The sequence below is a fragment of the Limnohabitans lacus genome, from assembly GCF_030053395.1.
Taxonomy (GTDB): Bacteria; Pseudomonadota; Gammaproteobacteria; order Burkholderiales; family Burkholderiaceae_C; genus Limnohabitans_A; species Limnohabitans_A lacus.
The window spans coordinates 180,356-196,640 of sequence record NZ_JASGBH010000001.1 but is presented as its reverse complement, the minus strand read 5'-3'; the positions used below and the strand labels follow the sequence as shown (position 1 = coordinate 196,640).

Sequence of the window (16,285 nt, the reverse complement as noted above, 5' to 3'; positions counted from 1 at the left end):
CGACAACAAGTTACGTGGAAAACCTTGTAGCTTACTGCAACTTATAGGCACTGGTCCAGCGCTATTGTGATCAGACACCATTTCGGCCTGCCTTGACACCCAAAGGCTTGATTCAGACAGGGCAAATCGACGGCAAGATGATTCAAAATCGGTCTAGTGCCATGCTGAAATCACCAAGAAACACCATGAAGACGACCTCACGAACCGAGCCACGACTGGTTGCGCTCTTGGCACTCTTGTGCCTAACCCCATCGTGTTTTGCTCAAGCGACTTCACCGGAAGTCCAAGAACCCCAAGATCATTGGCACTTCAAAGTTACCCCGTCCTATCACCAGAACAAGCAAGAAGCCAACGCCACCGATGTGAATGTGCGCGCCAGGGTGGGCAAGCATGTCATGTGGTTCGGCCAATACGACCAAGCCGACACCTTTCACCAATCGCGTTTGGGCTACGAATACACCTTCACCACACCTTGGGGGCAACTCGTGCCCTCATTGCAAGGGGCCAGTGGTGGTTTTGTAGGCCGCTCACTGAACGCACAGTGGGGACAAAGCACCTACCTCATCGCGGGTTGGAGCAGGACCAATTTGCGGCCGTATTACAACTTGAACTTTGACCCCAATGATGCGATCACTTTGGGCTTGGGAAGCTGGCTGAGTCCTGAGCACCAAGTGTCGCTGTGGCGCACGCAAGACGACCGCATGCACACCGGCCAACAGGTGACGCACCTGACATGGCGTTACCACTTGCCTGACCGCAAGCGGCTGACGCTGGACGTTGCCAGCAAGTCTGGCCGCGGCGATCCGGACATCGGCGCGGTCAAAGGTCAAAGCCTGGGCATGACCTGGGACTGGTCACGCTACTTTGTGCGCATGGCCTGGGATCAAAAGGTCAATTTCACAGACCAAGACCAAAAGCGCGTGAGCCTGGGCTGGCACTACTGAGGCAATTGCGCTCAGGGGCGCTGCTCGCAATGGTTGGTCCATGCCCTATGTTGGGTTGGGTCGAGTCAGCCACATCAACCCCATTTTGGATGTGCCGCTGCATTTGTGAGTTGGGCATGAAAAAAGCGGCTGGGGTCCAAGACCCGAGCCGCTTTTGGCGATCGACAAGAACGATTACTTCTTCTTGTTCACAGCGGCCTTGAAGGCAGCGCCGGCGCTAAATTTAGGCACAGTTGCGGCTGCAATTTTCAGCTTCTCGCCGGTACGTGGGTTCTTGCCGGTACGGGCTGCGCGCTTGGCGGCCTTGAATGTACCGAAACCGATCAATTGAACGTCTTGCTTCTTGGCCACGGTCTTGGTGATGATGTCCACCAATGCCGACACGGCGCGGCCAGCAGCGGCCTTAGACAAGTCGGTTTCTTTGGCCAATGCTTCGATCAGTTCTGCTTTGTTCACGGGTTATCTCCTGAAAGGGTGTGGGGAAAACCTTATCATAAATGATAGTTGTCCAGATTCTTCAAAAAAAATCACAACCGATGCCTACAAAGTGGCACAGATGTTGTATCGGTTTCCAAAAAACAAAGAAAAAACCCCTCAAGTCAACGACTTGAGGGGTTTGAATCTGGTGGGCGATACATGGATCGAACATGTGACCCCTGCAGTGTGAATGCAGTGCTCTACCGCTGAGCTAATCGCCCTATCGCTTTGCAGCGTAGACCGCAATTATGGCACAAAAAATCAGTGACTTTTTAGCCGCTGAAGATTTTTTGAAGTCAATGCGCAGAGGCCTGTTGGCGCCAAATGGTTTTGCCGCCGCTGGACTTGTCCATCTGCGTGAGCACTTCTTCGTGGGCCGCTATCTCTTGCTCGTTGGCGCTGATCACGGGCAATGTAAAGCCCGACAGGTCCACTTGCACAGCGACGCCCGAAGCGTCGGTCTGCGCATCACCGGCGTCGATCAGCAAGGCCTCTTGGCCACGCGTCATATTGATGTAGACATCGGCCAGCAACTCGGCATCCAGCAAGGCGCCGTGCAAGGTGCGGCCTGAGTTATCCACTTCCAGGCGGTCACAGAGCGCGTCCAAACTGTTGCGTTTGCCAGGGAACATTTCCTTGGCCATGGCCAAGGTGTCGATCACGTTGCTGACATAAGCCTTGAGCGGCTTTTTGCCCACGCGCTCGAGCTCTTTGTTCAAGAAGCCAATGTCAAAGGCCGCGTTGTGGATGATCAGCTCGGCATCGCTCAGGTAGTCGAGGATTTCTTCGGTCAGCTCGGCGAACTTGGGCTTGTCGCGCAAGAACTCGTTGCTGATGCCGTGCACCTTGAGCGCGTCTTCGTGGCTGTCGCGCTCAGGGTTGAAATAAAAATGCAGGTTATTGCCTGTGAGCTTGCGGGCATACAGCTCCACACAGCCCAACTCAATGATGCGGTCGCCACCTTCGGCCGACAAGCCGGTGGTTTCGGTGTCCAGAACAATTTGGCGCATGTCATGTCGCTCCGTCTGTTCAGTGGTTTTCTTTGGCGTGGTTGATGGTGTAGCGCGGGATCTCGATCACCAGGTCCTGCTTGGCCACAAAGGCCTGGCAGCTCAGGCGCGAATCGGGCTCCAGGCCCCAGGCGCGGTCGAGCAGGTCTTCTTCGGTTTCTTCCATCTCGTTGAGGCTTCGGAAACCCTCGCGCACGATGACGTGGCAGGTGGTGCAGGCAGCACTCATGTCGCACGCGTGCTCGATGTTGATGTTGTTGTCGAGCAAAGCTTCGCAAATGCTGGTGCCAGCAGGCGCATTGATCTCGGTGCCTTGTGGGCAGTACTCGGGATGGGGCAGGATTTTGATGACGGGCATGACGGTATTGTGGTTCACATCGACTGGATGTTTTGGCCAGCCAGGGCTTTTTGGATGCTGTGGTTCATGCGCTCGGCGGCAAAGGCTTCGGTGCCTTTGGCCAGGGCCTGGGTGCAGTCTTCGAGTGCTTTGGCGTCTTGCTCGGTCTGGATGGCCGCTTGCAAAGTGACCATCAGTGCATCGATGGCGCTGCGCTCGGCATCGCTGAGCAACATGCCATCGGCGTCCAAGGCACTGCGCGTGGCCAGTAGCATGCGGTCGGCATCGACCCGCGCTTCGACCAAGGCACGCGCTTGCATGTCGGCCTGGGCCGTGGTGAAGCTGTCTTGCAGCATGGTCGCGATTTGCTCGTCGCTCAGGCCGTACGATGGCTTGACATCGATGTGGGCTTCAACGCCGCTGATTTGTTCTTTAGCGCCCACGCTCAGCAGGCCATCGGCATCCACCGTGAACGTGACGCGGATGCGCGCCGCACCAGCCGCCATGGGCGGAATACCGCGCAGCTCAAAGCGGGCCAAGCTGCGGCAGTCTTGCACCAGATCGCGCTCGCCCTGCACCACATGCAAAGCCAGCGCGGTCTGGCCGTCTTGGTAGGTGGTGAAGTCTTGCGCCATGGCGGTGGGGATGGTTTGGTTGCGCGGGATGATGCGCTCGACCAGGCCGCCCATGGTCTCGATGCCCAGCGACAGCGGGATCACATCGAGCAGGAGCAATTCGCCTGCGGCGTTATTACCGGCCAGCTGGTTGGCCTGAATGGCCGCACCCAGTGCCACGACTTCGTCAGGGTTGAGGTTGTTCAGTGGCGCCTGGCCAAAAAAGTCAGCCACGGCCTGCTGGATTTGCGGCATGCGGGTGGAGCCGCCGACCATGACCACGCCTTGCACATCGTCCTTGGCCAGTTGGGCATCACGCAAGGCCTTGCGCACGGCGGTGATGCAACGGGCTGTCAAGGCTTGGGTGGCTTGCTCAAAATCGGCACGGCTCATGTGCACCGACAAAGCGCCCGTGGACAGCGCCACGTCCAATGCAGCGGAGTCAGCCCCGGTCAAAGCCTCTTTGGCCGCACGTGCAGCGGCCTTGAGCTGGGTTTTATCCTCTGCGGTGACCGCTTGCAATGCAGGCTGCTGGGCCATGGCAAAGTCGGCCAGGGCCTGGTCGTAATCGTCACCGCCCAAAGCCGAGTCGCCGCCGGTGGACAAGACTTCGAAGACGCCCTGCGTCAGGCGCAAGATGGAGATGTCAAACGTGCCGCCACCCAGATCGAACACGGCATAAACGCCTTCGCTGGCGTTGTCCAGGCCATAGGCAATGGCAGCGGCCGTGGGTTCGTTGATCAAGCGCAGCACGTTCAAGCCGGCCAGTTGCGCGGCGTCTTTGGTGGCCTGGCGCTGGGCGTCGTCAAAGTAAGCGGGCACGGTGATGACCGCGCCATACAGGTCGTCGTTGAAGGTGTCTTCGGCGCGGTAACGCAGCGTGGCCAAGATCTCGGCACTGACTTCCACCGGTGACTTGGGGCCCTGCACCGTCTGGATGCTGAGCATGCCACCCTTGGCTGTGCCTTCGCTGGCGGTGAACTCGTAGGGCAGCTTGCTTCGGTCTGCAATGTCCTGCAAGCCGCGGCCCATGAAGCGCTTGACCGAAGCGATGGTGTTGACCGGATCGGTGGCAGCCGACTGCACCGCATCAAAACCGATCTGACGGCCTTGGCCCGGCATGAAGCGCACCACCGAAGGCAGGATCACACGGCCCTTGTCGTCGGGCAGGCATTCGGACACGCCATTGCGCACCGAGGCCACCAGCGAATGCGTGGTGCCCAAGTCGATGCCCACCGCGATGCGGCGCTGGTGCGGGTCGGGCGACTGGCCCGGTTCAGAAATTTGCAGTAAGGCCATGGTCCATCAAGGGGGTGTTCTTGCCGCCAACCTTGGCAGGTTCGGCGGCAAATGATCAGGTCAATCGGTCGAGTTTAGCGTTCACTTCTTGCGTGAAGCGCTCAATGAACATGAGCGCCCTCACCTGCCCCACGGCCTGCACGGGGTCTTTGGCCACATCGAGCCATTCGGCCAAGGTTTGCTGCACGCGGCGCTGTTCGGCGGCCACCTCATCGGCCAGGGCTTCAAGGCCTTGAGCGCTTTCGGTGTCTTCCAGGGTCTCGCGCCATGCCATCTGCTGTATCAGGAAAGCAGCGGGCATGGCGGTGTTGTTTTCGGCCTGCACCGGCGCGCCTTGCAACTCGCACAAATAGGCGGCCCGTTTGAGCGGGTCTTTCAGGCGCTGGTAGGCCTCGTTGATGCGCACCGACCACTGCATGGCTACCCGCTGGGCAGCAGCGCCTTCGGCGGCAAAGCGGTCGGGGTGGGCTTCGCGTTGCAGGGCTTTCCAACGGGCATCCAGTTGTGCACGGTCCTGTGCGTACTGCACGGGCACATCGAACAACTCAAAATCGTTGGCCTGCAGGGAGATCACACGCGGAAGGACTCACCGCAACCGCAGCGGTCACGTTCGTTGGGGTTGTTGAAGCGGAAACCCTCGTTCAGGCCTTCGCGCACAAAGTCGAGTTCGGTGCCGTCGATGTAGGCCAGGCTTTTCGGGTCCACCAACACCTTGACGCCATGGCCTTCAAAGACCACGTCTTCGGGGGCTATGTCGTCCACGTACTCGAGCTTGTAAGCCAGGCCTGAGCAACCGGTGGTCTTGACGCCCAAACGCACGCCCACACCTGAGCCACGCTTGGCCAAGTAGCGGGTCACGTGCCGGGCGGCCGATTCAGACAGTGTGATGGCCATGTCAGTTCAGGTGTTTTTTCTTGTAATCGTCCACCGCCGCCTTGATGGCGTCTTCGGCCAAGATAGAGCAGTGGATTTTCACGGGCGGCAGTGCCAGCTCTTCGGCGATCTGGCTGTTCTTCAAAGCCGCCGCTTCGTCGAGTGTCTTGCCCTTGACCCATTCGGTCACCAGCGAGCTGGACGCGATGGCCGAGCCGCAACCGTAGGTCTTGAACCGCGCGTCTTCGATCACGCCGGTTTGCGGGTTGACCTTGATCTGCAGCTTCATCACGTCGCCGCAAGCGGGCGCACCGACCATGCCGGTGCCCACGGTGTCGTCGCCTTTTTCAAAGGAGCCGACGTTGCGGGGGTTTTCGTAGTGGTCAACCACTTTTTCAGAATAAGCCATGGTGTGTTCTCCGTGTTCAGTTCAGTGAGCCGCCCATTGGATGGTGCTCAGGTCGATGCCGTCTTTGTACATTTCCCACAAGGGGCTCAGGTCGCGCAGCTTGGCCACGTTTTCGCGAATGGTTTTGATCGCATAGTCGATCTCTTCTTCGGTGGTCCAGCGGCCAATCGTCATGCGCAAGCTGCTGTGGGCCAACTCGTCGCTGCGGCCCAGTGCACGCAGCACATAACTGGGCTCCAAGCTGGCCGAAGTGCAGGCTGAACCGGACGACACCGCCAAGCCCTTGATGCCCATGATGAGGGACTCGCCCTCCACATAGTTGAAGCTGATGTTGATGTTGTGCGGCACGCGCTGGGTGGCGTGGCCATTCAAAAACACCTGCTCCATGTCGCTCAGGCCGTTGATCAGACGCTCGTGCAGCGCACGCGCTTTGGCGTTGTCTTGGGCCATTTCCAGCTTGGCGATGCGGAACGCTTCGCCCATGCCCACGCACTGGTGGGTGGGCAAGGTGCCCGAGCGCATGCCGCGCTCGTGACCACCGCCGTGCATTTGCGCTTCCAGGCGAATGCGGGGCTTGCGGCGCACATACAAAGCACCAATGCCTTTGGGGCCATAGGTTTTGTGCGAGGCCAAGCTCATCAGGTCGATGGGCAGCTGGGTCATGTCGATCTCGACCTTGCCGGTGGCTTGCGCCGCATCGACGTGGAAGACGATGCCTTTTTCGCGGCACAGGTTGCCAATGGCGGTCACGTCTTGGATCACGCCGATTTCGTTGTTCACGAACATCACGCTGATGAGGATGGTATCGGGGCGAATCGCAGCCTTGAGCGCATCCATGCTGAGCAAGCCATCGGCCTGCACATCAAGGTAAGTCACTTCAAAGCCTTGGCGCTCCAGCTCACGCATGGTGTCCAACACAGCCTTGTGCTCGGTTTTGACCGTGATCAGGTGCTTGCCGCGCGATTTGTAGAACTGCGCTGCACCCTTGATGGCCAGGTTGTTCGATTCGGTCGCGCCGCTGGTCCAGACGATTTCGCGGGGGTCGGCACCGATCAAGGCGGCCACGTGTTCACGGGCTTGTTCAACGGCGGCTTCGGCTTCCCAGCCCCAAGCGTGACTGCGCGATGCCGGGTTGCCGAAATGCTCGCGCAGCCAAGGGACGATGGCGTCAACCACACGCGGATCGCAAGGGTTGGTCGCGCCGTAGTCGAGGTAAATGGGGAAGTGTGGCGTGGTCATGGTCTGTACTTCTTTTTCAATCAAGATTTGGCAAACACGGTGCCCAGCTCGAACACCGAATTGGGACCGGTCACGCGAATGGGCTTGACCGTCGGCATGGGCGCAATGGCGCGTTTGATGGTGGGTTTGATCTCCACCACCAGGCCATTGGCCAGCTGGTCTTCAACCAATTTTTGCAGGGATACGGAATCCAGGAAGTCAACCATCTTGGCGTTCAAGGATGCCCACAGGTCATGCGTCATGCAGCGGGCATCGCCGCCGTGGCAGTTTTCCTTGCCGCCGCAGTGCGTGGCATCGATGGGTTCGTCCACCGACAAAATGATGTCGGCCACCGTGATGTCGGCCGCCTTGCGGCCCAAGGTGTAACCGCCGCCAGGGCCACGGGTGGACTCGACCAGGTTGTGGCGGCGCAGCTTGCCAAACAGCTGCTCCAGATAAGACAGAGAAATTTGCTGACGTTGGCTGATGGCCGCCAAGGTCACAGGGCCGGCTTCTTGGCGCAGCGCCAAATCGATCATGGCGGTGACGGCAAAACGGCCTTTGGTGGTCAAACGCATGGCAGGCTCCTGAAGGGTGTGAACTGTGCGGTCACAGCTTTGAAACTCTGTTCCCGACTAAAGGAGTCAAGTATAACCCAATCCCGATCAAATCGCTCGGGTTATAGGGGCATTCAAACCCCTGCCCTGTCCCAGCTCAATGCTGCCCCACCAAGCGGTGAATGCGCCAACCCAGAGCCGCCACCCCCACGGCGCACAGGCTGAAAGCCAAAGGCAGCCAGCCTTGGTCCACCGACTGCGCCATGACCAGCACACCGGCCGACTGGCCAAAGAACAACATGCAGGCAAACAGCGTGACCGCCGTGCCCCGAGCGTGCGGAGCCATTTGGGTGGCTTGTGTCTGCAAGGTGTTGTGCATCATGTAAAAGCCAAAGCCCGTGGCAAAGCAGCCCAGCATGCCCAGCACCGGCTGGTGCGTCCAGGCCAACAACACCAAGCCCAACACGATGCAGCTGGCGCCCGTGCGCACCAAACCCCGCTCGCCGCCGAGCCAGCCCAGCCAACGGCGGGCCAACTGGCTGTAAATCAAGCCGCCCACGCCATAAAGCATCATCACCGTGCCGGCAAAGACCACGCTCATGTCGTACTGCAGATGCAAATGGGTCGGGATGAAGGCCATGGCCCCAAACACCAAAGCGCCCTCGATGGCGGTCACCGTCAAGACCTGGCGCACACGCGTGTTGCCCAGCAGTTTGAAGGTGTTGCCAAACGAGGCCAGCAGGCCCGGGGCCGAAGCCTCGGTGGGCGCGGTTGCGGGCATGCGGCGCAGCTTTCGCACAAGCAACAAAGCGGCCGCGGCGAACAGCACCGAAACCACGGCAAAGGCCGTTCGCCAACCCAGGTTTTCGGCCGCAAAACCGCCAAACCACAGGCCGACCATCATGCCGCTGACGGTGGCCCCCATCAGCCGCGCCAGGGTTTCCTGACGGCGCTCATAGGCCACCTGGTCACCGATCCAGGCCAAGGTCAGCGGGATGATGCCCGCCGCAGCAGCGCCCATCAGGGCCCGCATGAACACCAGCACCGACAGGTTGGGCGCCAAGCTGGTCAAGGCACTGAACACCGAACACGCCAGCGCGGCCAAAGTGATGACCCGCAACTTGCCAAACCGGTCGCCCAAGGGGCCGTAAAAGAGTTGCAAAACACCATAGGCCACCGCAAACGCCGAGACCACGCGAGAAGCCTCGCCGGTGCTGACCTGGAACTCCTGGCTCAGGACCACCAGCATCGGATCGCACATGCGCATGGACACCATGCTGGAAAAACCAGCCAGCGCCATGACCCACAAACTGTTGCGCTCAGCGCTGGTGACGGTGCTCATCCATCAGCCGTTCAGCTGCTGTTCCAGGTCGTGCAGCACCTGGTAGCAAGGCAGCACTTGGGCGATCGAGCTGTTGGGCTCGCGGCCTTCTTTGATCGCGGCGAAGAACTCGCGGTCTTGCAACTCGATCCCGTTCATGGACACGGCCACTTGCGAGACGTCGATTTTTTCTTCCTTGCCGGTGAACAGGTCGTCGTAACGGGCCAGGTAGGTGCCGGTGTCGCCGATGTAGCGGAAATAAGTGCCCAGTGGGCCGTCGTTGTTGAAGCTCAAGCTCAGCGTGCAGATCGCGCCATTGGCGGCCTTCAGCTGGATGCTCATGTCCATGGCGATGCCCAGCGTGGGGTGGATCGGGCCTTGCACCGCATTGGCTTTGACGATGGGGCTGCCGCACTGGTAGGCGAACAAATCCACCGTGTGGGCCGCGTGGTGCCACAGCAGGTGGTCGGTCCAGCTGCGGGCTTGGCCCAGCGCGTTCATGTTGGTGCGGCGGAAGAAGTAGGTCTGCACATCCATTTGCTGGATGTTGAACTCACCGGCCTTGATCTTGTGGTTCACCCACTGGTGGCTGGGGTTGAAACGGCGGGTGTGACCCACCATGGCCACCAAGCCGGTTTCCTTTTGGACGCGCAAGACTTCTTGGCCTTCTTTGTAAACATCGCACAGTGGGATTTCCACCTGCACGTGCTTGCCAGCCTTCAGGCAGGCCAAGGTCTGGCTGGCGTGCATTTGCGTGGGCGTGCACAAGATGACGGCATCGACTTCTTTCAAAGCCAAAGACTCGTTCAGATCAGTGGTGACGTGGCCGATGCCGTATTTGTCCGCCACCTCTTTGGTTTTGTCGAACTCGCGGCCGATCAGCGAGACGACTTCCACGCCGTCGATATTCTTGATGCCGTCCAGGTGTTTGATACCAAAGGCACCTGCGCCCGCCAGGGCGACTTTGATGGTTTTGCTCATGAATGTTCCTCTTAAATGTTTTCCAAAATGGCGTGGCCCACAGCGGTGTTCGATGCAGGCACATGGTAAAAGCGGTGCGTCAGCTTGGGCGCGGGGCCAGTGGCCTTGCCATCCACGATGTCGCTCATCGCACCGCGGGCGATCAGCCACATGACCAGCTCGATGCCTTCGCTGCCCGCTTCGCGCACGTAGTCGATGTGCGGCACCGCCGCGCAGGCCACGGGGTCGTTGATCATCAGGTCCAGCCAGTTGTTGTCCCACTCGCTGTTGATCAGGCCAGCACGTGCACCCTGCAGCTGGTGGCTCATGCCGCCAGTGCCCCAGATGTGCACGTGGATGTCGTCGTCGTAGCTCTCAACCGCTTTGCGAATCGCTTGGCCCAAATTGAAGCAACGCTGACCGCTGGGCACGGGGTACTGCACCACGTTCACAGCGAAAGGAATCACTGGGCAGGGCCAGGCGTCTTTGACCGGGTCCAGCTCGCCGCACATCAGCGACAGCGGCACCGTCAGGCCATGGTCCACGTCCATCTTGTTGACGATGGTCAGGTCAAAGTCTTGCTGGATCACGCTTTGCGCGATGTGGCTGGCCAGCTCAGGGTGGCCTTTGACCACGGGCACGGGGCGTGGGCCCCAGCCTTCGTCGGCGGGCTTGTACTCGGCCGCGGTACCGATGGCAAACGTGGGGATCATGTCCAGGCTGAAAGCCGTGGCGTGGTCGTTGTAGACCAAGAAGATCACGTCGGGCTTGTTGTCCTTGAGCCATTGCTTGGAAAAGTCGTAACCCGCGAACAGGGGTTTCCAGTAGTCTTCTTGGGTTTTGCCCAGGTCCATGGCCGCGCCAATGGCGGGCACGTGCGAGGTGAATACGGATGCGGTGATTTTGGCCATGTGTTGTTCTCTCAAATCAATCGGGATCTGCCCCCCATTAAGGGGGCTGACCCCCATTAAGGTTTTTTGCCGGCAGCGCCTTGGGGTTGGTTCTGCGCTTGCGCATCGCCGTTTTCGCCGATGTAGCGGTTGCCCTCCACGCTGCGGCCGCCTTGGATCATCATGTTGCGGTATTCCTCTTCGGTCATGCCGGTCATGGAGCCGGCCATCTGCTGGAAGCTCTTGCCGTCGGTCGCGCCGATCTTGGCGAGGAAATAAATGTTGCCGCCGGTGCGCATGCACCAGTTCAAATCGCGCGCCAGCACGGCCTGCTTTTGCTCTTCGGTCATGGCCCACTCGTCCAAGTAGGCCCGCTCGTCGGCTTTGAAGCGTTCGCGGTTTTCCGCCTTCATGAGCGACATGCAAAACTGGTTGATCCAGTAGCCTTTGCGCGATTGCTCGGCGTCAAAAATGATCGTGCCGGGCACGTCGGTGTAGGGTTTGTCCAGAGCCATCAGTTGTTCTCCTCGGGCCAGTACAGGCGCATCGGGTTGTCCACCAGCAGCTTGCGTTGCAGCTCTGGCGTGGTCGCGATGTGCGGGATGAAGTCCACCAGCAGGCCATCGTCGGGCATGTGGTCTTTCAGGTTGGGGTGCGGCCAGTCGGTGCCCCAGAGCACGCGATCAGGGAACTCCTCGACGATGCGCTTGGCAAACGGGATCACGTCTTGATAAGCGTTTTGCTCACTGTTGAGTGCCTTGGGGCCGGTGACCGACAAACGCTCGGGGCAGGACACCTTGCTCCACACATTGTGGTGCTCGCGCATGAACTTTTGGAACAGCGCAAACTGCGGGCCATCCACCGGCAGCGACACGTCGGGGCGGCCCATGTGGTCCACCACCACGGTGGTGGGCAGCGCGGTGAAAAAGTCCCACAGCTCGGGCAGGTCCACCGCTTCAAAGTAGATGACCACGTGCCAGCCCCATTTGGCGATGCGGCTGGCGATCTCCATCAGCTCGTCCTTAGGAGTGAAGTCCACTAAGCGCTTGACGAAGTTGAATCGCACGCCGCGCACACCCGCGTCGTGCATGGCCTGGATTTCTTCATCGGTCACGCTGCGCTTGACGGTGGCCACGCCCCGGGCTTTGCCGCCGGAGTTGACCAGCGCATCGACCATGGCGCGGTTGTCGGCACCGTGGCAAGTGGCTTGTACCACCACATTGCGCGCAAACCCCAAGTGGTCGCGCAGCGCATACAGCTGGTGCTTGCTGGCATCACAGGGCGTGTACTTGCGCTCGGTAGCGTAGGGGAACTCGGCACCAGGGCCAAACACGTGGCAGTGCGCGTCCACGGCGCCTGCGGGCACCTGGAACTTCGGCTTGCTCGGGCCGGTGTACCAGTCCAACCAGCCGGGGGTTTTTTCAAATTGCATGGTCATTTCTTTCGTGGAACTTCAAAAATCAATCGGGTTTGATGTTGGCTTCGCGCACCAGCTTGTCGTAGCGCACACGCTCGGAACGGATCAGCTGGGTGAACATCTCGGCACTGCCGGGCATCACCTCGCCGCCCACGGCGTTCATGCGCTCGCGCACCTCTTTGGTCTGGAGGGCTTTTTGCACTTCGGCATGCAGCTTGGCCACGATGGGCTTGGGCGTGGCTGCAGGGGCCACCAGGCCGTACCAGACCGACGCTTCAAAGCCCGGAAAACCCGACTCGGCTACGGTCGGCACATCCGGGAAATTGGCACTGCGGTTGGTGCTGAGCACACCCAGCACCTTGAGCTTGCCGCTGCGCACATGGGGCAAAACCTCCAGCGCATTGACCGCCACCAACGGCACTTGCCCGCCAATGGTGTCCGTGATCGCAGGCGAGCCACCCCGGTAGGGGATGTGCTGCAAATCGATGCCGGCAGCCCGCGCCAACAACTCGATGGCCATGTGCGGCGTAGAGCCATTGCCTGGCGAACCGTAAGCAATGGTGTTGGGCTTGCCTTTGGCCGCGTCGATCAGTTGCTTGACGTTGGCATAGGGCGCATTGGCATTGGCCGCGATGACCACCGGCACACGGCCGATCATAGAAACCGCCACCAGGTCTTTTTCGGCATCAAAGGGCTGGGGCTGGTACAGCGCCATGTTGGCCGCCAAGGCGTTGGCCGCCATCAACAGGGTGTAGCCATCGGGCTCGGCCGTGATCACCGATTTGACGGCGATGTTGGTGCCGGCGCCGGGCTTGTTCTCCACCACAAAGGCCTGACCCAGGCTGCTCTGAAGGCTCTGGCCAATGGTGCGTGCCACCACATCCACGGCGCCACCAGCGGCATAACCCACCACGATCTTGACGGGTTTGCTGGGGTAGTTTTGGGCCAAGGCCGAAACGCACAAGCCAAGCGTGCCGATCCAAAGTGCCACGTGTTGGTGAATCTTCATGCCCTAGTCTCCTGCCAAGTGAGAGACGAGCCCTTGAAAAGGGCCCGTGATGGTGTCGATCAGTCGATGTACTTCAGACCCGCAGCCGCCAAGTGCTCGCGCATCTTGTACATGTCCAGGCCCAGCACGCCCGAGGCCAGCTTGGCGCGTTTTTCGCCTTCGTTGGCTTCGCGCGCTTGGGCGGTTTCCAGTGTTTTGGCAGCCAAGGCCTTTGGCACGCAGACCACACCATCGTCATCGGCCACGATCACGTCGCCGGGGTTCACGATCATGCCGGCGCACACCACGGGGATGTTCACCGAGCCGACGGTGGCCTTGATGGTGCCCTTGCTGCTGATGGCTTTGCTCCAGACGGGGAAACCCATCTTGGTGAGTTCTTTCACATCGCGCACACCGGCGTCGATGATGAGCGCACGAGCGCCACGGGCCATGAAGGAGGTGGCCAGCAGGTCGCCAAAGTAGCCATCGGTGCATTCGGCGGTGATGGCCGCAACCACGATGTCGCCGGGCTGAATTTGCTCTGCGGCCACGTGCATCATCCAGTTGTCGCCGGGGTGCAAGAGCACCGTCACCGCCGTGCCAGACACCTGAGCGCCTGCATAGATGGGGCGCATGTAGGGCTTCATGAGGCCGACACGGCCCATGGCTTCGTGCACAGTGGCCGAGCCGAGTGCCGCCAAGCCGTCGGTGGCTGCGCGGTCCGCGCGGGTGATGTTGCGGTAAACAACGCCGAGTTCGTACATGGTGTTCTCCTGAATTGTTTGAAGTCGCTTACAGGCCCTTGGCCGTCAGCTGGTCGTCCAGACGTTTGAACACGCGGCGGGCATTGCCTTCGTAGACCATGTAACGCTCTTGGTCGTTCAGGTTGGCTGTGGCTTGCACGTAGCGCTTGGTGTCGTCGTAATAGTGACCTGTTTCGGGGTCGATGCCGCGCACCGCGCCGATCATTTCGGAGGCAAACAAAATGTTCTTGACCGGGATCACCTTGGTCAGCAGGTCGATGCCAGGCTGGTGGTACACGCAGGTGTCAAAGAAGATGTTGTTCAGCAGGTGCTCGGACAGCAAAGGTTTCTTCAGCTCTTGCGCCAGACCGCGGAAACGGCCCCAGTGGTAAGGCACCGCGCCGCCGCCGTGCGGAATCAAGAACTTGAGCGTCGGGAAATCCTTGAACAGGTCTGAGGTCAGGCACTGCATGAAGGCGGTGGTGTCCGCGTTCAGGTAGTGCGCGCCCGTGGTGTGAAAGCAGCTGTTGCAGCTGGTGCTCACGTGGATCATGGCGGGGATGTCGTACTCGACCATCTTTTCGTAAATCGGGTACCAAGCCTTGTCGCTCAAGGGCGGCGAAGTCCAGTGGCCACCCGAGGGATCGGGGTTCAGGTTGATGCCGACGTTGCCGTACTGCTCCACGCACTTGACCAGCTCGGGGATGCAGGTGGCGGGGTCCACGCCGGGCGACTGGGGCAGCATGGCCGCAGGCACGAAGTTGTCAGGGAACAGTTGCGCCACGCGGTAGCACAGCTCGTTGCAGATGGCCGCCCAGGTGGACGAGACATTGAAGTCACCAATGTGGTGGGCCATGAAGCTGGCGCGGGGGCTGAAGATGGTGATGTCCGAGCCGCGCTCTTTCATCTTGGCCAGCTGGTTGGTCTCAATCGTTTCGCGCAGCTCGTCGTCACTGATTTTCAGCTCGGACACTTTGGGCATGGACGCGGGGTCTTTGATGCCGGCAATTTGCTTGTTGCGCCAGTCCTCCAGCGCCTTGGGGGCGGTGGTGTAGTGACCGTGCACGTCGATGATCAAGGGTTGTGTTTGACTCATGGCGGGTTCCTGAAGGATGGGTCTGATATCTGCCCGAGATTGTGCAGTCTGACCCTGCCCTGACCCAGCCTTTGCACCATCTACCAGCTAGAACAAATTCGTATAACCAAGCCACGGGTATGACAAAATCACACCAACAGAAAGCCGCACCATGGACCTCAAACAGCTCGAATACTTTGTGCGCGTGGCCGAACTGGGCAGCTTCACCCGCGCCGCGCAGGCCCTGAACATCGCCCAACCCGCGCTCAGCCGTCAGGTGCGCCTGCTCGAAGTCGAGCTGCGGCAAAACCTGCTGGTGCGCAATGGGCGGGGCGCCACGCCCACCCAGGCCGGGCAACTGCTGCTGGAACACGGCCGAGGCATCTTGCACCAGGTCGAGCGGGCGCGTGAAGAACTGGGCCGGGTGCGCAGCGGCTTGTCGGGCCGTGTGGCGCTGGGCCTGCCGCCCAGCGTGGCGCGGGTCATCACCGTGCCCTTAACCCGCGCTTTCAGGCAGCGCATGCCCGAAGCGCAACTGTCCATCAGCGAAGGCTTGTCGAGCGCCATGCAAGAAAACCTGCAAAACGGCCGCCTGGACATCGCCGTGCTCTACAACCCCAGCCAGGTGCCCGGCATCGAGCACACCCCCCTGGTGCGAGAAGAACTGCTGCTGGTGCAACCCCGCCCACCGGGCCTGCAAGAAGACCCGCCGCCGCCGCCCATCAGGCTGCAAGAAGTGGCCGCCCTGCCCTTGGTGATCCCCACCCGGCCCAATGCGATCCGCATGCATGTGGAGTCTGAGATGGCCGCCATTGGCTGCCGCCCACAGATTGCGCTGGAAATCGACGGCGTGAGCGCCATCCTGGACTTGGTGGCCGATGGCGCGGGCTATGCCATCTTGCCCTCCAACGCCGTGATGCGCTCGGTGCGGCCTTCGGCGTTTTCGGTGCGGCCCCTGTGCGATCCGCCACTGAGCATCCAGCTCAACACCGCCATCAGCTCTCTGCGCCCCACCACCTTGACCCAACAAGCCACACTGGCGCTGATCACCGAGGTTGCCGAACAGTGGCTTGCCCAGTAGGTCGGAGCTTCAGCGCCGACAACAGCGCAGCACCCAGCCATGTCGGGGCTAAAGCCACCGACCTACAAAACG

The 16,285-nt window shown here is 60.4% G+C and carries 19 protein-coding genes and 1 tRNA gene; 2 read left to right on the top strand and 18 right to left on the bottom strand.

The window, feature by feature from the left end:
* The first annotated feature begins 185 nt into the window (after nt 1–185).
* Nucleotides 186–944, top strand: a complete 759-nt coding sequence (locus tag QLQ16_RS01020) for a hypothetical protein (protein ID WP_283222823.1) — start codon at nt 186–188, stop codon at nt 942–944.
* A 174-nt stretch (nt 945–1,118) separates the two neighbouring features.
* Here QLQ16_RS01020 and QLQ16_RS01015 read toward each other — a convergent pair whose 3' ends face one another.
* From QLQ16_RS01015 to QLQ16_RS00930, 18 genes are all read right to left on the bottom strand, one after another.
* Nucleotides 1,119–1,400, bottom strand: a complete 282-nt coding sequence (locus QLQ16_RS01015; protein ID WP_283222822.1) for an HU family DNA-binding protein — start codon at nt 1,398–1,400, stop codon at nt 1,119–1,121.
* Between the two features lie 167 nt (nt 1,401–1,567).
* A tRNA-Val gene (locus QLQ16_RS01010) sits at nt 1,568–1,642 on the bottom strand.
* A 75-nt stretch (nt 1,643–1,717) separates the two neighbouring features.
* Nucleotides 1,718–2,431: a DNA polymerase III subunit epsilon gene (gene dnaQ / locus QLQ16_RS01005; RefSeq protein ID WP_283222821.1), complete on the bottom strand. Its 714-nt coding sequence runs from the start codon at nt 2,429–2,431 to the stop codon at nt 1,718–1,720.
* A gap of 19 nt (nt 2,432–2,450) precedes the next feature.
* Nucleotides 2,451–2,789: an ISC system 2Fe-2S type ferredoxin gene (fdx, locus tag QLQ16_RS01000; protein WP_283223116.1), complete on the bottom strand. Its 339-nt coding sequence runs from the start codon at nt 2,787–2,789 to the stop codon at nt 2,451–2,453.
* A 14-nt stretch (nt 2,790–2,803) separates the two neighbouring features.
* Nucleotides 2,804–4,681 carry a Fe-S protein assembly chaperone HscA gene (gene hscA / locus QLQ16_RS00995; protein ID WP_283222820.1) on the bottom strand — a complete coding sequence of 626 codons (1,878 nt, stop codon included), beginning with the start codon at nt 4,679–4,681 and terminating at the stop codon, nt 2,804–2,806.
* 55 nt (nt 4,682–4,736) lie between these two features.
* Nucleotides 4,737–5,252, bottom strand: coding sequence for a Fe-S protein assembly co-chaperone HscB (gene hscB, locus QLQ16_RS00990; RefSeq protein ID WP_283223115.1), 516 nt, complete (start codon nt 5,250–5,252; stop codon nt 4,737–4,739).
* Nucleotides 5,252–5,575, bottom strand: coding sequence for an iron-sulfur cluster assembly protein IscA (gene iscA, locus QLQ16_RS00985; protein ID WP_283222819.1), 324 nt, complete (start codon nt 5,573–5,575; stop codon nt 5,252–5,254). Before iscA ends, hscB begins: the two co-directional genes overlap by 1 nt.
* Nucleotide 5,576: 1 nt before the next feature.
* Nucleotides 5,577–5,963: a Fe-S cluster assembly scaffold IscU gene (iscU, locus tag QLQ16_RS00980; RefSeq protein WP_283222818.1), complete on the bottom strand. Its 387-nt coding sequence runs from the start codon at nt 5,961–5,963 to the stop codon at nt 5,577–5,579.
* A 21-nt stretch (nt 5,964–5,984) separates the two neighbouring features.
* Nucleotides 5,985–7,202: an IscS subfamily cysteine desulfurase gene (locus QLQ16_RS00975; RefSeq protein WP_283222817.1), complete on the bottom strand. Its 1,218-nt coding sequence runs from the start codon at nt 7,200–7,202 to the stop codon at nt 5,985–5,987.
* Nucleotides 7,203–7,222: 20 nt separating this feature from the next.
* Nucleotides 7,223–7,759, bottom strand: a complete 537-nt coding sequence (gene iscR / locus QLQ16_RS00970) for a Fe-S cluster assembly transcriptional regulator IscR (RefSeq protein ID WP_283222816.1) — start codon at nt 7,757–7,759, stop codon at nt 7,223–7,225.
* A gap of 136 nt (nt 7,760–7,895) precedes the next feature.
* Nucleotides 7,896–9,080, bottom strand: coding sequence for an MFS transporter (locus tag QLQ16_RS00965; RefSeq protein WP_283222815.1), 1,185 nt, complete (start codon nt 9,078–9,080; stop codon nt 7,896–7,898).
* Between the two features lie 3 nt (nt 9,081–9,083).
* Nucleotides 9,084–10,040 carry a Gfo/Idh/MocA family oxidoreductase gene (locus QLQ16_RS00960; RefSeq protein WP_283222814.1) on the bottom strand — a complete coding sequence of 319 codons (957 nt, stop codon included), beginning with the start codon at nt 10,038–10,040 and terminating at the stop codon, nt 9,084–9,086.
* 11 nt (nt 10,041–10,051) lie between these two features.
* A complete protein-coding gene (locus tag QLQ16_RS00955) occupies nt 10,052–10,930 on the bottom strand; it encodes a class III extradiol dioxygenase subunit beta (protein WP_283222813.1) in 879 nt (292 codons plus the stop codon).
* Between the two features lie 56 nt (nt 10,931–10,986).
* On the bottom strand, nt 10,987–11,424 hold the full coding sequence (gene ligA, locus QLQ16_RS00950) for a protocatechuate 4,5-dioxygenase subunit alpha (protein WP_283222812.1): 438 nt from the start codon (nt 11,422–11,424) through the stop codon (nt 10,987–10,989).
* Complete coding sequence (locus QLQ16_RS00945; protein ID WP_283222811.1) at nt 11,424–12,341, bottom strand: amidohydrolase family protein; 918 nt, start codon at nt 12,339–12,341, stop codon at nt 11,424–11,426. Before QLQ16_RS00945 ends, ligA begins: the two co-directional genes overlap by 1 nt.
* A gap of 28 nt (nt 12,342–12,369) precedes the next feature.
* The gene (locus QLQ16_RS00940; protein WP_283222810.1) at nt 12,370–13,335 is read right to left on the bottom strand and encodes a tripartite tricarboxylate transporter substrate binding protein; all 966 of its coding nucleotides are present in this window, start codon (nt 13,333–13,335) and stop codon (nt 12,370–12,372) included.
* Between the two features lie 59 nt (nt 13,336–13,394).
* Complete coding sequence (gene ligK / locus QLQ16_RS00935) at nt 13,395–14,078, bottom strand: 4-carboxy-4-hydroxy-2-oxoadipate aldolase/oxaloacetate decarboxylase (protein ID WP_283222809.1); 684 nt, start codon at nt 14,076–14,078, stop codon at nt 13,395–13,397.
* 28 nt (nt 14,079–14,106) lie between these two features.
* Nucleotides 14,107–15,135: an amidohydrolase family protein gene (locus QLQ16_RS00930; RefSeq protein ID WP_283223114.1), complete on the bottom strand. Its 1,029-nt coding sequence runs from the start codon at nt 15,133–15,135 to the stop codon at nt 14,107–14,109.
* Nucleotides 15,136–15,304: 169 nt separating this feature from the next.
* On the opposite strand from QLQ16_RS00930, the gene QLQ16_RS00925 reads away from it, so the two are divergent.
* Nucleotides 15,305–16,213, top strand: coding sequence for a LysR substrate-binding domain-containing protein (locus tag QLQ16_RS00925; RefSeq protein ID WP_283222808.1), 909 nt, complete (start codon nt 15,305–15,307; stop codon nt 16,211–16,213).
* The last annotated feature ends 72 nt before the right edge of the window (nt 16,214–16,285 follow it).